The organism is Phormidium sp. FACHB-592, assembly GCF_014695795.1.
GTDB lineage: Bacteria > Cyanobacteriota > Cyanobacteriia > Leptolyngbyales > Leptolyngbyaceae > Stenomitos.
Window position 1 is genome coordinate 77185 of the sequence record NZ_JACJOZ010000014.1, and the last position, 13577, is coordinate 90761.

Sequence of the window (13577 nt, forward strand, 5' to 3'; positions counted from 1 at the left end):
ATAGCTAGACGAAATCTATTCCGAATCTGGGTAATAGCCCTGGAGATCACGCTTCAATGCGTTATGTTTTGCTCCCCCGCTCTGGAGCAATGCGGTATTACCGGGTTGCTTATGTTTTACCCGCAGACCCTCGTAAGCCAGTACCAATTCTTCTAACGCAACCGTGTTTGAATCTGCATTGAGGGATGGCGTTTTCCAGCCGATGGGTACCGCTCCTAACAAGCTCCAAACCTGCATCGTTTCCCCAGCTTGATTAAAAACCAGAATATTGACATCGCGGCGACGGGTTTTGCCTGCTATAAGCGACTGATGAATCCAGTTCCAAAACTCTGGATCCTCGGTAATGCCACGCTTCAGCGTCAAATCGCCAAACCTAGCCTGCTTGAGAAAGATGCGCTGCTGATTGTTGACTCCGCCTTCCTGATATACATCTTTTTCAATCTGCACATCCAGTCCAGAACATTCGCTAAACGCTGCTTTGATGTCGCTTGCAATCTCGACGTAGAACCGATTCGTTGTGACGTAATTCAGCACATTTAAGTCAGCCATTACCATCGCCTCCCATAACCATGACTTCGTTCACGTTGTAGCCTTAGATCGTTTTGCAGTAACTCCACAACACGATCGCTCAACTGTTTGACTGCCAGAGGATCTTGCAAGAGTTCGGCAGCAAGCTGAGAGAGCATGGCTAGATCCTCGGCATGAGGCAAATCGAGAAAACGGGCTGGTGCTGCGTAGGCTCCTGGTGAAACTGTAGCCGCTGGCATAATGCGATCGCTGGCGGCTTCGGAACCAAGAGGTGTAAGCCGTGTTGTAGAAGATGATTCAGCCACAGGGTTTCTCCGTTGTGTTATGACTCGGTGCCCCATCAGTCTGGTTCACGGCAAGCTGAGTGCGAGACCGTTGGGCACGATTCAGCAAGGTTTGTATTCGACTGGCTTTGCCACTGTTACTACGAACCTGGAGCATCGCCGCCTGTTTTGATGCTTGTTCTGCCGCGACATCCTCCTGCACCTTATGCACAATCTGTTCATAAAGTGCTTTCATCTGGGGCGTCGCGAATGCCGTTGGTTGGGCACCAAGAGACAATAGATTGGCTGCATCTTGCCCCTGCCGTACTGCTTGCGCCCGTTGCACCAGCTGCGCTAGATAATCGCCCTGGCGATCGCGTCCGGCAACATTGCCCTGCAATTGTTCGCGCACCTGCTCATAGATTGCCTGGGCGTAACCAGTCCGATTCGCCAAATCAACCAGCCGCACACCTAAGGCAGTCAACATAGCAGCTAGCAGGGTCGGGGTAAACGGAATCCACAATCCCTGGTAGAGAAAGAGTCCATAACAGATGCCCCATAGGGCAATCACGGTGCCACCGAGCACCAGAAGGAAAAGCCCTAACCGCCGATTGTAGAAGGCAAGCAGCCCGCTCCCCAACGACCAGACCCAAATCCACAGCACTTCACTGCTCTCTGACCAACTTTGGATGAGTAAGCGTTGGTCTAACACGGCGCTAAGGAGCTGACTCACTGCATGAGCATGAACTTCGACTCCAAGCATCGTGCGTGAGCCAATTTGGGTTTTGACGTAAGGCGTTGCAAGAAAGTCTTTTGAAACTTCGGAGGAACTGCCAATGAGGACAACGCGATCGCGAATCGTGGCTGGATTTACCTTATTTTGCAAAACATCGACAATCGAAACTTGCCGAAAGAGTGACTGCGCCCCCTGATAGTTCAACATGATTTGATACGCATCCACATCCGCATGGGCGTAACTGCCAAAGCGAGCCTTAAGGCGGTGGAGCACCTGCTTACCAAACTGAATATCGCCGTTAGCAGTTGGTTCAGGCGTAATGCCAGACCGCTCTAAGTAGAGCTGTGCCAGCAAGAAACTGAGTGATGGAATTTCGTTTTCAGTTCTGGCATCGTTACAGATATGACGAGTACGGGTGGCTTTAGCCGATTTTGCTGGAGTTGATACTAACCGCACTCGCCGTACGACCTGATCACTATCGGGTGAAAAATCGACAGAGGCTGCACCATCTTCGGGTGTCCCTGGGGCAGGTGGGGAACCGGGATGGTTTTCGGTACTTAGCAAGCAACCTGAAACGATGGACTCGCTGTTTTCAATGATTTGCGCTAATCGCTTGCGTCCGGCAAGCGGTCCTTGAGGCACATCACGTGAAATATCTAAGCCGATCGCGCGTGGTTGATACCGTTCAAGCGCTTCTAAGGCAGTGGCAAACGTGACATCGTGAATAGGATATTGTTGGAGTTGTTCAATGTCATCATCGCCAATGGTGACAATGACAATGCGATCGTCTGGTTTTTCTACCGGACGCTGCTGCATAAAATCGTCATACGCCGCCAACTCTGATTTCTCAAACCAACCGAAAAACCGTCCCGCCACAATGGGCGCCGTCAACACCAAACTGGTGAGTAAGACGGTCTTGAGCATGGCGTGTAGGGATGTTTTACCGAGTGATGCCATAACGGATTCAGGTTTGAGTGAGTGAAGGTTCAACTGCTAGTAACCTGGCAATGATGTTGAAGTGGCGGCTTGAATCTCTTGAACCCACTGTCTACGATCGCGGTGCTCTAAACTCAAAATGTCTTCTAACGACCAGTGAAAATGTAGAGCGATAAAGGCTACCTCCTGGTGGATCTGTTCCAGGGGGTAGCCTATAACTCCCCCGATAGCACCAAATCCGTTTGAAAACGATGGCTGCACTGAGGGCATTGAGTCGATAACTTCGCACTACCTGCTTGATTAATCCGATTGTAGAGTTCGCGTAGGTAAGCTAAGTCTTGAGTAAACAGATTTTCCAGTTCGTCCGGTGAAACTGTGTCTAGCGTACCTAGTTGCGTAATCACCTGAGACAGCAGCACCAGCATTAAATATTCGGGATAGGCTTGCACATGGCGATGCTTGTAAGCAACAAGTTCATCCCATGCCGTTGCCAATCGCATGACACCTTGCCGCTGCACGACGCCACTGGTATCGACCAACCCGCGCGGCAGCATAAAGTTAAATTCGGTCAGTAATGGGTTTGTAACCATCATGGCACCGCTACAGAGTCAGGGGGAGGGAAAACAGCACTATTCGCGCCAGATGGTTCTTCCAATTCGTTGATGTGACGATAGAACTTTTGTAAATAGCTCAAATCGCAGGCAAAGAACCCTTCCACCACCTGGGGTGAGAGTTCTTCTAGTGCGCCCAGCTTTGTAATGACTCGCGCCAAAATAATGACCGTGGCGTAGGCAGGATTTGACTTTACACGCGGATCGCGGAGGGGGACAATTTCGTCGATCGCCGTTGCCAGCCGCATCACTCCTTTGCGGTGCAGATTCCCCGTTTCATCCAGGTAGCCTTTTGGCAAGGTAAATTCAAACTCAGTTTGTAGCATCGAACCCTGACCTCCTTATGGTCCAATCTCTTTTCCGTCAGGCTGTACGCGAATAAACTCCTCCACAGCTAACTCCAATTCCTCCAGTTCAAAATCTGACCCGGATGCTTGTAAATCTGAAATTTTATAGCTGACAGGCCAGGCTCTGAAAAAGCGGAAGCGGGCTTTGGCATTGATACTTTGGTCATAAATTGTTAAGTCACCATCGCGCCGCTGCTCGCCCCATTTCCCTTCTTCGACTGCTTTAAACCACTTCCAGAGTGTGTCTGAGATGCAGAGCCCTCGCTTCAGCGTAATGTTTTCGCTCTTGCTATTGCCTGGCAGTTTGGTACGGACGACCCGCCCAACTTTCGCATCTTTGCTGCCCCATTTTTGCGGCGTCACCTCGCAGGCTGAAATAACCTCCTGAGAGCGTTTGAAGCTCTGGCATTCCATAAAGTAGCCGTCGATCTCGTCCTTAGACCCTGCCAGGGTAATCTCCAGGTAGAACTTAGAGTTGGTTAAGAGTTCATATTTGGGTTGCGTCAATGATGTTCACCTCCTGAACCAGACGATCAAGACATAACAATGCTCAAATGGAATGCCAAAGGATGTGTCCCATGCTGCGGTTATGCTTTCAACTTACTTAATGCGATGACAGGTTTCGCAGACAAACTCCATCTTTTCAGTAAATAGCTCACTTCCTCCTGGCTCCATTTTGGAAGTTTTGTAGGATTTCGGAAAAACGCCTGTAAAAGACCAGCGAGCCGCCTCTTCTCCTGCTTGGTTGTAAACAGTGAGAGACGCGTTTTTGCGTGCCCCCTTAGCTGAGGAGCCTTTACCTGCTGACGGACCCCCGATTGAGTGAGAGGCTCGATACCAATCGTGCATTGACTGATCTTCAACCGTTGCCACAAACTCGACGTTGACCGTGGCGCTAGTAACACCACTTACAGTTGCCTGCATAAACGCGGCAGCATCTTTGCGAACGCCGAAGGGCTTTGTATCTCCGGCAGTATCCAACGTGATTGATAGCCCACTCACGCTTTTAGTAATCAAATTAGCAATGCCATCAAATTCTAAATAGAACTTAGATGTCGCTAATACTTCTTCTTTTGCCATAGAGCGCTCCTAAAGTAGCTATGAGGTCAGTCCTTACTTGGTTTTTACGCGGCGAATGTCTTCACACACAATCTCAAAAGTTTCAACCGCCAAATCCGCGCTATCCGCAGCAAAATCCGACACTTTGTAGCTCTTAATCCAGGCTTTGGTGACATTGAAGCGCAGGATTTCGTTATTGCCAGGGTCATACGCAACAATTGAACCATCTTTGCGATTGTCTGCCCATTTTCCCTGCCCTGCTGCGCTCGAACCCCCCGAATAGCTAGTAGGCATGGTGGCTTGCATCCAGTTATAGAAATCCATATCGCCTTCGCGCAGGTAAACCTCGATCGTGAAGTTCGGATTTTCTTCAAAGCCAGTTGATGTACTCTGACGCAGAGTTTTGCCACCCTTGGTAGAGGCAAGCGCCTTGTCGTTCCCCTTTACTTGCCCCTCAAACGCCACTTCCTGCACACTTTTGATCATCTTGTCGGTCATGCCGTCAAATTCGACATAGAAGAAGCTAGTGGTAATAGGTTTAACTGAAATATCGGTCATAATCGATTCCCCTTACGACATCCTCTAAAAGTCCTGCTGTGAACAAAATTGCAAACCACGTAATGAAGGCAAACTAACGGCATGGAACTGTTAATTTGCCTCCAGCCGCTTTATTGATTAGGTGCCCATTGGCTAATACGGAAGATGACAAATTCTGCCGGACGCACGGGACAAACCCCAACTTCTACATAGAGGCGACCGAGCATCATCGTGTCAGGTGTATTCAAGTCACCATCGCACTTAACGTAAAAGGCTTCCGTCGGGCTTGCCCCAAACAAAGCACCATCCCGCCAAAGCCGCGTCAAAAAGCCTTCAACGGTACGGGTCACTCGCGCCCAAAGGTCTTGATCGTTAGGTTCAAACACAACCCACTGCGTGCCCAACTCAATCGTCTTTTCGATGTAGCTGATCAAGCGGCGCACACTGATGTACCGCCATTGCACGTTATCGGGTTCGACTAAGGTACGGGCACCCCAAACTTTATACCCGCGATTAAAGTTGGCAAAGTTCCGAATGCAATTGATACCCAAGGGGTTGAGCAGTTCTTGCTCGCGCATATTAGTTTCGTAAGCTAGTCCCAGGACGCCTCTCGGAGTCTCGTTGGCAGGGGCTTTATACACTCCCCGTGACTCATCCGTCCGGCACCAGATGCCCATCATATGACCACAGGGCGGCACCATAATCGGACGATTGTTGTTGCGAGGATTGGCAACCTTAATCCAGGGGTAATACAGTGCACCAAACATTGATCGACGGTTAAAATGACTCAACCATTGAGCCATATCTTGAGGCTTTTGTTCTTCTGGTGCGACAGGTTCTAGTCCTCGGCGTAACTTTACGGGTGGTGGATCTAGCACAACCATGCGATAGGCAGGACCGGGGAAGGAGTTTTCACATTGGCTCACCATCATTTCCATAATGGCGTGAATTTGGTCAAGATCCAGTAGTCCATTCTGGAAGGCGCGCATCAAATCAGGGCAGGCAATCGTTGCCACTTCATCAATTTCAAACAGCCCCTGAATGCCTTTCCGCTCGTCTCTGACACCGTGCAAATCTCTTGCTAATCGCTCAACAGGTGCAATATAAGGCGGTGGTGCAACTTCGTAACGACCGTTTGCCGGACGGCGAGTTAAGGGATGTCCTTGATCCCCTGAAATATTGGTGACCGTGAGGTACTCGGAGTCCTCTAGTGCTGTCATGACATAATCGGCAACGGCAGTATCTGCCTGAGCGTTCATGGTCAGGTGAGGGAACGACTCTAGCTCTCGATCGCCACTGCGAACCACAACCTTGAAAAATTCGCCAGTGTTAAATGGTGGCTCAGCATCAGGATCGGCATCCTCAATTGGTTTTGGCTCACTTTCAACGATCGTCACCACAATGCGATCGGCAGGTGGCAGTGCAGGCGCGTCACCCTCTGCTTCTGGCAGCTTGAGATTAAAGCTAAGCGATGGCTTTTTCGCAGAGGTCAGCAGGCGCGTGGCTGTTTCTTGAGACTCAGGTGCAGGTGTACCGGGCAATTTGGTACCAATGCTAACCACCCAGCAGCGTCCACCACCGTTTTGAAACCAGCCTTGCACCGCAAACGGTAGGTAAGCATCAAAGTCGGTAAAGCCGTCAGACCCAGGTCGTGCAAAGCATTCCAGGTACTGATTCCAATTAGTGATCAGACTTGGCTTGAATAAATCAGCATCACCGCGCACATCTTCAGTGAAGCCGACGAAGCCAGCCACACTCATGCTGATGCCTTCGAGCGGACGACTACCGCGATCGACCTCCTCAACATATACACCTGGAGCAAAATAATCTAATGCCATGATTCACGTGCCTCCGTTGATTTGGAATGAGCAATTGTCTGGTCTCGTCTCTGTAGCTGAAATCTACATAATTTAGGAATCTACATATTTTGGGAAAGCGTTAACCCCTTTGGTACAGGCACTGATTGATTAGCGAGTGGCTGGGGAACCGTCAACGTGACATGCAGCGCTAGCTGCAATGGAGCACGAAGCACTGTCCAAAACACGACGTTCTCAGCGGGAGCCTGGGTGAACACACGCATTTGTAACGCTCCATAGCCACGCAAGGTGTGATCAACAATTGCATCGGGCAGTTGTTGATCGTGAGACAGTACGCTCAGCACCTCAGAGAACAGGCTTTGCTCACCCAACCTGGTGTAATGAGTGACACCAACCAAAAACGTTAGATCGAACCAACGACAATCGGAACGACTCAATCGCTCAGTGTGTTGAACGTGATAGCAATACAGATTTAAGCCTGGTTCATCTCGCCGCCACAGTTGCGGGTGCTCAAAGGAAATCTGCTCCTGAGAAATTTGAGCTAGCCCTTGAGCAAGTAATCTAGCTAAAGTCTGTGATGCAGCAGAGATCATAGGTCAGAAATCGCGGAAGCCTGTCTTTCCATACTCTAGGAAAGGGATTCTACTCGCGAAACTCGACTTTAGTTAGCAATTGCCTAGACGGATTACTTAAAGCGTACGCCGACAACTACTAAGAACAGTCGGTTGAGGGCTGAAAACGTTAAGAGGTGCACGACAAGTTCTTAATCGATCTCGATGAATCTGTAAGGAAATAGTAGAACAAGTTAACTTTATTGAGACAGCTTGTCCAGTTTGATGTTGCTGGCATTAGTCTTTTAAGTCTTACGCTGAGACTAAGACACTACTGACTTTGGCATTATGGCTAGCAAAAGTCTAAATATTTCTTAACTACTAATCTTCCTAACTGTAAATAAAATCTAAGTAAAAAATAAAAAGGGTCAATCACACTGCATAGTGGCTAAAGTTAACTCATACTTATGGCAGATTTTGAGCATGAGGGACGTTCAAATGGCTATTCCACTCCCAGTCGCTCCTGATCAGGGTTGGCTAGGGGACAATGTGTACCAAACCGTTTGGCAAACATCGCTTAAGGAGTTTGTGCATCAGTTTAAGTTTGTCGGTAGTGGCATTTTGTCTGGTTCCCCTCATCACCAACCTCGTCAGGCAGTTTATAGGAGCGAGCCGTCTGCATTAGGAGCGATGCCGCTAGAAGCACTGATCAAGTGGACGTACCTCTCTGAGGCAGAATTATTTGACATTGTAGCGATCGAAAACCCACAGGTTTCTGATTCCTATTATCTATACGGCTGTCTTTGTACAAGAACGCCTGACATACTCTGTTATCTGCTGTGCTGGAGTCGGGTTCCCCTCTCTGAGCATCAACGATATGGCATGACGCTATTTGCGCGATCGCAGCAGCACCTCGATCGCCAGGAGCTTTACGGTTTCAACGCACAGAAGGCATTACAGCGTACCCGTCATCAGCTTCAAACGCCGTTATCTCTTATCTTGCTATACGCTGATTTACTCAAAACTGCGGCAGTAGAGCCGCAAACTTCGGAGTGGCTAAAGAGTCTGCACAGCACCGCTGAAAGTATGCATGTCAGCCTCAACCACTTGACTGATGACGCTGCAACCACAAGTTGTCTAGGTCACTACGATCTGCGGCAACTCGTGGCGCAATGTTGTCAAGAATTGCAGCCCTGGATTGCAGAAAAACAGCTAACCGTGGTCTATGGCTCCCAACCGCTATGGCTTCAGGTGAACGAGTGGCAAATGAGACAGGTGTTGCAAAATTTGCTCCATAATGCGATCGCTTTTAGCCCCATCGCTGGACAAATTACCTGGGAGTGGCAAGGTTTTCAAAGGGAGGTCGTCATTAAGGTGAGTGATAGTGGTCCTGGGCTGTCGGTGGAGGATTTGCGATCGCTCGGAACACCGTTTTATTCCCGCCGCCCCGGTGGTACAGGACTAGGGTTATCGATCGCTAAGCAAATTGTCTTAGAGCACCGAGGTAGTTTATGGGCTGAAAATTTAGCCGACGCTGGTGCCCAATTTTGTATCACGTTGCCTCAAACGGTTAGTAGCGTCCCTTAAAGTGAGACTAATTTTTCGCTGCCTCACCGGTTCTTTCTGCAAACTAACATTGCCTCAGTCGCCACCAGTAACTAACATCTCTTTCTTTTGCTTACCCTGTTGATTCGTTCAGCTCCCTAGCAAGTTCATCTACTTAATAATTGTTTTAGCTGTAGCTATGTATCCATTGACTACCCTGGCTCCCCCACTAACTCACCCCATCTCTACGTTGTTAGTCGACGATTGTTTCGCCTTCTGTAAGGGGTTGAGCAGCCTGTTGGCGTTTTACAGCACAACGAGTACGCTGCAATTTCAGGTGGTTGGTCAAGCCACATCGTTAGAACAAGCGATCGAACACGCGATTCAGCAATCGCCGATGCTGATCTTGCTGGATATGGATCTGGGACAAAGCAGCGGTATTGAAGTGTTGCAGCAGTTGCGATCGCATTCTAAGACCAGTCATGTGCTAGTGCTGTCAGCGCATCAAGAGGGCGAATGGGTTTACAGAGCGATGCAAGCAGGGGCTAAAGGCTACTTGTTTAAACACAATCTCTCGACACAGTTGCTCGAAGCTATACAGGTTGTGATGCAAAATCAGATCTACCTATCACCCGAGGTCGCAACAAGCTTTTTCCATCTCTTTCATTTTGCTGGAGGGCGTTCTATGTCAGGTACTCAAACCATTCACCTGACTGAACGCGAACGCGAAGTTTTGCATTGGCTAGTACAAGGTGCATCGAATGAAGCGATCGCTCAAAAGCTGAACATTACTGTCGGTACAGTAAAAGCGTATCTGACTACAATCTTTGAGAAGATGCAAGTTTCTAGTCGGACTCAAGCAGCGTTGCAGGCTCTCAAGCTGGGTTTGGTTTCAGCCTAGTTGACTTCGCGGTAAAGATGCCTACCCTAGAGACGAAATTGTTAGCTCTCACGACTCGAATCAAGGGTAGAAGCCCCTGATTGCTGGGCTAGTTGCTGCCCTCAACCGCCTATCCAACCAAGCTAGCTCTGTCGCAAAAACTGTTGAAGAACAAACGACCAGCTTTAGCTCAATTTAGTTAACGTGAGTTCGGGTTAAGCCCGAAAGCTGAAAACTTTGTTCAACAGGGCTTTTATCAACATCTCACCCTGAGAACTACAGCTAAAAACACCATTTTTTGCCCTCAAACCGCCAATTCGGGAATTTCTAAACGGTGCAGTACGAAAAATCAGGGCTTCAGGCTCTTTTATCCCGAACTCACGTTAGTTAACATCAGTCCGGGATAAGGAATCGCCTGAAGCCCTGGTTTTCCGTAACTTGCCACCACGCTCTCGGTCAAGTTCTTGTCAGTAAGCTCCACAGTTGCAAATACTTGCAGTAGCAGTCCTATTGAGAAAAAGTGACTGACTGTTTACTCGACTCAAGCTAGTCTTAGCAGGGGTTTTAGCCTTTGACTTAACCTGAACTTAGGTTAATCGTAGATCTGAGAGCCTATTACTAACTCAATACCTGGCAATGGCTGTACTGCACAAAACACTGACTCAGATTGCCTCGATTTCTAATGCTGCTTTGGGCTGAATCAGTCTTCAGAAGCCTCATCAATCCCATAGTTGACAGAGGTGAAGCCAGCACCTCACAGTGATTCAGATAGCGGTACCAGGGCCGGCACAAAGATGCTATCACAGTGATAAGGGGTTGCTTTATCCCGGCACCAGCGCAACGTCTGAGGCAAATTGCGGTTGGGGTCGCGGCTTGCCAACAGTTCATCAAGCCAAACTCTTTTCGCAGGCGCTCCAGCAACCACAAATCCTGAGTTTGCTGCTTTTCATCAGGGTGACGCACACCCACCGTCAGGTTAAAGTCACCTCTAATGATCAGATCACTGTCATCAGGCAGACTGCCAATCCAATCAAGTATTCGATTGACCGAAGGTTTATACGGTACTGGCGCATGAAGGCTGAAGATAGCTTTCGTCTCTGGTTCGCTGACCAGGCAAAGCCCTCCACTTCCACACCCACAACGCACCCCTCAAAATTCGGTACGGGAATGCGGTTAACGGTGCCCGATCGTACGAACACGGCACTGCCCCACGCATTAGTCACCACCTTTGCCCACTGCACCTGCTGTTGATGAGCCTCCCAAAAGCGGCTGGTTACGTATTGTTCAGGGGAGCAGGTCTCTTGCACCAGAAAGATGTCTGGGTTTGCCACCTCAAAAAGCTGAGTCCAGTGAACACGCTGGTTGGCTTTGCCGCCACACCGAAGATTGTAGGTCGCGATTTTCATGATTGTTTTTTGGTGTGCTTGAGGTCTGCTCACTACCGCGATCAAGGAAATTCAATCAAGACGGGACCGTCTGGAAGGAACCGAGCCTGATAATTTGTCTTCTTATCTTTCCCTCGCAAGCTGCCGATCGACAGCGGCATTTTCAGCGGTTCTAACCCTTGAACTTCCCAAAACACAGCCCAAGTAGGACTATCAGTGGCAGTCGATTTGGGCCGATACATCGCTTTACCGGGATAGCGACCGCGACGAGATCCCACAGACCCCACGTAAAGCCCGCGCCAAGTCACCTGTGGGTTCAAGGGTTGGTCGCCTTTGGCATGAGAGGCATAGATCAAGACCTCGACCGCCTGACCACTTCTCAGCTTTTCGGCTGCTCCAAAAACTTCAAAGTCCATGCTGCCAAAGGCAACTTTGGGCACATGATTCGGTGGCAGATCATCGGCATCGAGTTGAGCCGCGATCGTTTCCAGTCCTGAAAGCAAATGCTCCTCTGGAACGGGGACAAGGATCGCGAAGGCATGGGTCTTTTGCATGAAGGAAGCACCATTGAACAAAAAGTGAACGTTTCTAGCCTACTGGTGTCGAAGGAGTTTCTATGGCACCACCAACGCTTGCATAAGTGGCTCGATATATTCGTCTCACAGTCCTGCTAACTTCTGTTGCATGACTTCGGTCACTGCGCCAGCAAAATTTGCCCCTAATGCCGCTGGTAGAGGCAACATTGACCTTTGTGACTAAACCCATAGTTTTGCCAACGATAGAACCATAGCTTTGCCGTTGACAATCCCGAAATAGGCATTCTCTGGTTACGAGATGGGCTATAGTTTTCAGCCTTTGGAACCATAGTTTTGCCAAGAGACAAAATTGGAACCATACCCTTGCCACAAGACACAGCTTATTATAGCCAAGTGCTTGAAAAGCTTCAGGAGTATGCTGTTGAGCTTATGAGCATAGAACTTTGCTAACCCTAGCAACAGCATCAGCTAAAACTGAAGCTGCTTCTTTTATTTCCTCCTCTGTAGTAAACTTGCCTATGCCAATTTGAATTGCCCCTTCAATGATTTCAGCCGCTAAGTCTAGGACGTGCAGAGCATGGGCGGTAACTACAACCGCTTCGTGAGTCAGCAGCTTGCAGCGGTGTTCAACGAAAATTTGAGACAAGCGAAGCTCGAGAAGGCAAACCAAGAACGTGTTGAGTTTTGGAAAGCCAGAGGCACCGCTCGGAAAGTATAGCTATTGCCAATACAGTTAGGACATAGGCTAAGAGCTATTCTCCCGCTAGAAGTGCTGAGTGTGTTTAGGGCACAAGCTTACAGTTATGACTTGCGTCAAAAGGTGCTCAACGCCATCCAATGAGCTGGTATGAAGAAGAGTGAAGCGACTCAAGTATTTGGGCTTAGCCGCAACACAATTAACCTGTGGCTGAAGCGCCAGAACGAGACTGGAGATTACCAAGCCAAAACCACTCGACCGCATCGAACGAACAGCAAAATCACAGATTGGAATAAGTTCGCCCAGTTTGCCAAGCAGCATGGTGGCCAAACCCAAGAGCAGATGGCACAGTTGTGGCAAGAGCCCGTTAGTGTTCGCACGCTTTCAAGAGCGCTACAGAAACTGGGTTTGAGTCGAAAAAAAAGATTTATGGTTATCGAGAACGCGATAAGCAAAAACGAGCGGCGTTCCTAGAAGAACTTGCACAGGTTCCGGTTGAGGACCGAGTATAGCTTGATGAATCGGGGATGGACCAACGAGAGGATAATGGCTATGGCTGGTGTGAACGCGAAGTGCGATTTGAAGCCTTCAAGTCTGGACGGCGAGGTGAACGAGTCAATATGGTCGCTGCTGACTGTGAGCAGCAGTTAAGAGCAGCCTTTACAGTCAATGGCTCTTGCAATCGAGTTGTGTTTGAGACCTGGCTAGAAACGTGTTTACTGCCAACGCTGAAGCCTGGAAAGGTTTTGATTCTAGATAATGCAACGTTTCATCATGCTGGACGAATTGCTCAACTCATCGAGGCGGTTGGGTGCCGTTTGTTGTATCTTCCTGCTAATTCTCCAGATTTCAATCGCATTGAGAAGTGTTGGGCTTGGCTGAAAAGCCGCATTCGCAAACGCTTGTCTAGCTTTTGTTCTTTAACGTGAGTTCGACGAACAGAAATTGACACAAGAAAAGCTGAGACTGGTTTTGAAGTAACGGTCTCAGCTATGGAAACCATCGTATCGCGTCTGGATATTGCACACCTTTTTTGTGAACTGGACGATTTTTATCAGCACTTTGAGCACGGTTGGCAACACCAAGTGCAGTTGCCTTCCATGCCTGGTGAACGCCGGAGCCATTCCCGCCTGAGTTTGAGCGAAGTGA

General features: G+C 49.1%; 15 protein-coding genes and 1 pseudogene. 3 read left to right on the top strand and 13 right to left on the bottom strand.

The features are described 5' to 3' along the window. Nucleotides 1-15: 15 nt before the first annotated feature. From H6F86_RS03210 to H6F86_RS03255, 11 genes are all read right to left on the bottom strand, one after another. Nucleotides 16-549 carry a phage tail protein gene (locus H6F86_RS03210; RefSeq protein ID WP_190446668.1) on the bottom strand — a complete coding sequence of 178 codons (534 nt, stop codon included), beginning with the start codon at nt 547-549 and terminating at the stop codon, nt 16-18. Further along, the gene (locus H6F86_RS03215) at nt 549-833 is read right to left on the bottom strand and encodes a hypothetical protein (protein WP_190446669.1); all 285 of its coding nucleotides are present in this window, start codon (nt 831-833) and stop codon (nt 549-551) included. The genes H6F86_RS03210 and H6F86_RS03215 overlap by 1 nt, the downstream gene beginning before the upstream one ends. Continuing rightward, nucleotides 826-2484, bottom strand: a complete 1659-nt coding sequence (locus tag H6F86_RS03220) for a CHASE2 domain-containing protein (protein WP_190446670.1) — start codon at nt 2482-2484, stop codon at nt 826-828. The genes H6F86_RS03215 and H6F86_RS03220 overlap by 8 nt, the downstream gene beginning before the upstream one ends. Before the next feature lie 36 nt (nt 2485-2520). Then, complete coding sequence (locus tag H6F86_RS33070; RefSeq protein ID WP_347240075.1) at nt 2521-2733, bottom strand: DUF6760 family protein; 213 nt, start codon at nt 2731-2733, stop codon at nt 2521-2523. Then, nucleotides 2676-3056, bottom strand: coding sequence for a phage tail assembly protein (locus H6F86_RS03225; RefSeq protein ID WP_190446671.1), 381 nt, complete (start codon nt 3054-3056; stop codon nt 2676-2678). Before H6F86_RS03225 ends, H6F86_RS33070 begins: the two co-directional genes overlap by 58 nt. Then, nucleotides 3053-3400, bottom strand: coding sequence for a hypothetical protein (locus H6F86_RS03230; RefSeq protein ID WP_190446672.1), 348 nt, complete (start codon nt 3398-3400; stop codon nt 3053-3055). Before H6F86_RS03230 ends, H6F86_RS03225 begins: the two co-directional genes overlap by 4 nt. A gap of 15 nt (nt 3401-3415) precedes the next feature. Further along, nucleotides 3416-3928, bottom strand: a complete 513-nt coding sequence (locus tag H6F86_RS03235; protein ID WP_190446673.1) for a phage tail protein — start codon at nt 3926-3928, stop codon at nt 3416-3418. 93 nt (nt 3929-4021) lie between these two features. Then, entirely contained in the window at nt 4022-4501 is a 480-nt protein-coding gene (locus H6F86_RS03240) for a phage tail protein (protein WP_190446674.1), read from the bottom strand. 33 nt (nt 4502-4534) lie between these two features. After that, complete coding sequence (locus H6F86_RS03245; protein WP_190446675.1) at nt 4535-5038, bottom strand: phage tail protein; 504 nt, start codon at nt 5036-5038, stop codon at nt 4535-4537. A 110-nt stretch (nt 5039-5148) separates the two neighbouring features. Then, nucleotides 5149-6855: a phage tail sheath C-terminal domain-containing protein gene (locus H6F86_RS03250; RefSeq protein ID WP_190446676.1), complete on the bottom strand. Its 1707-nt coding sequence runs from the start codon at nt 6853-6855 to the stop codon at nt 5149-5151. An 80-nt stretch (nt 6856-6935) separates the two neighbouring features. After that, complete coding sequence (locus H6F86_RS03255) at nt 6936-7427, bottom strand: Pvc16 family protein (RefSeq protein WP_190446677.1); 492 nt, start codon at nt 7425-7427, stop codon at nt 6936-6938. 456 nt (nt 7428-7883) lie between these two features. On the opposite strand from H6F86_RS03255, the gene H6F86_RS03260 reads away from it, so the two are divergent. Then, nucleotides 7884-8972, top strand: coding sequence for a HAMP domain-containing sensor histidine kinase (locus tag H6F86_RS03260; RefSeq protein ID WP_190446678.1), 1089 nt, complete (start codon nt 7884-7886; stop codon nt 8970-8972). A 157-nt stretch (nt 8973-9129) separates the two neighbouring features. Further along, nucleotides 9130-9831: a response regulator transcription factor gene (locus tag H6F86_RS03265; RefSeq protein WP_190446679.1), complete on the top strand. Its 702-nt coding sequence runs from the start codon at nt 9130-9132 to the stop codon at nt 9829-9831. Between the two features lie 974 nt (nt 9832-10805). On the opposite strand, the gene H6F86_RS03270 is transcribed toward H6F86_RS03265, so the two are convergent. Both H6F86_RS03270 and H6F86_RS03275 read right to left on the bottom strand, forming a co-directional pair. Next, nucleotides 10806-11216, bottom strand: coding sequence for a hypothetical protein (locus H6F86_RS03270; RefSeq protein WP_190446680.1), 411 nt, complete (start codon nt 11214-11216; stop codon nt 10806-10808). 41 nt (nt 11217-11257) lie between these two features. Next, the gene (locus tag H6F86_RS03275; RefSeq protein ID WP_190446681.1) at nt 11258-11749 is read right to left on the bottom strand and encodes a hypothetical protein; all 492 of its coding nucleotides are present in this window, start codon (nt 11747-11749) and stop codon (nt 11258-11260) included. Between the two features lie 760 nt (nt 11750-12509). Between H6F86_RS03275 and H6F86_RS03280 the strand changes: the two are divergent. Further along, a pseudogene (locus H6F86_RS03280) lies at nt 12510-13357 on the top strand (IS630 family transposase). Nucleotides 13358-13577: the final 220 nt, after the last annotated feature.

What these genes read in the sequence shown, in the direction of transcription:
- H6F86_RS03210 (WP_190446668.1), bottom strand. Translation starts at nt 549, where the DNA reads ATGGCTGACTTAAATGTGCTGAATTACGTCACAACGAATCGGTTCTAC.
- H6F86_RS03220 (WP_190446670.1), bottom strand. Translation starts at nt 2,484, where the DNA reads ATGGCATCACTCGGTAAAACATCCCTACACGCCATGCTCAAGACCGTC.
- H6F86_RS33070 (WP_347240075.1), bottom strand. Translation starts at nt 2,733, where the DNA reads ATGCCCTCAGTGCAGCCATCGTTTTCAAACGGATTTGGTGCTATCGGG.
- H6F86_RS03225 (WP_190446671.1), bottom strand. Translation starts at nt 3,056, where the DNA reads ATGATGGTTACAAACCCATTACTGACCGAATTTAACTTTATGCTGCCG.
- H6F86_RS03230 (WP_190446672.1), bottom strand. Translation starts at nt 3,400, where the DNA reads ATGCTACAAACTGAGTTTGAATTTACCTTGCCAAAAGGCTACCTGGAT.
- H6F86_RS03240 (WP_190446674.1), bottom strand. Translation starts at nt 4,501, where the DNA reads ATGGCAAAAGAAGAAGTATTAGCGACATCTAAGTTCTATTTAGAATTT.
- H6F86_RS03245 (WP_190446675.1), bottom strand. Translation starts at nt 5,038, where the DNA reads ATGACCGATATTTCAGTTAAACCTATTACCACTAGCTTCTTCTATGTC.
- H6F86_RS03250 (WP_190446676.1), bottom strand. Translation starts at nt 6,855, where the DNA reads ATGGCATTAGATTATTTTGCTCCAGGTGTATATGTTGAGGAGGTCGAT.
- H6F86_RS03255 (WP_190446677.1), bottom strand. Translation starts at nt 7,427, where the DNA reads ATGATCTCTGCTGCATCACAGACTTTAGCTAGATTACTTGCTCAAGGG.
- H6F86_RS03260 (WP_190446678.1), top strand. Translation starts at nt 7,884, where the DNA reads ATGGCTATTCCACTCCCAGTCGCTCCTGATCAGGGTTGGCTAGGGGAC.
- H6F86_RS03265 (WP_190446679.1), top strand. Translation starts at nt 9,130, where the DNA reads ATGTATCCATTGACTACCCTGGCTCCCCCACTAACTCACCCCATCTCT.
- H6F86_RS03270 (WP_190446680.1), bottom strand. Translation starts at nt 11,216, where the DNA reads ATGAAAATCGCGACCTACAATCTTCGGTGTGGCGGCAAAGCCAACCAG.
- H6F86_RS03275 (WP_190446681.1), bottom strand. Translation starts at nt 11,749, where the DNA reads ATGCAAAAGACCCATGCCTTCGCGATCCTTGTCCCCGTTCCAGAGGAG.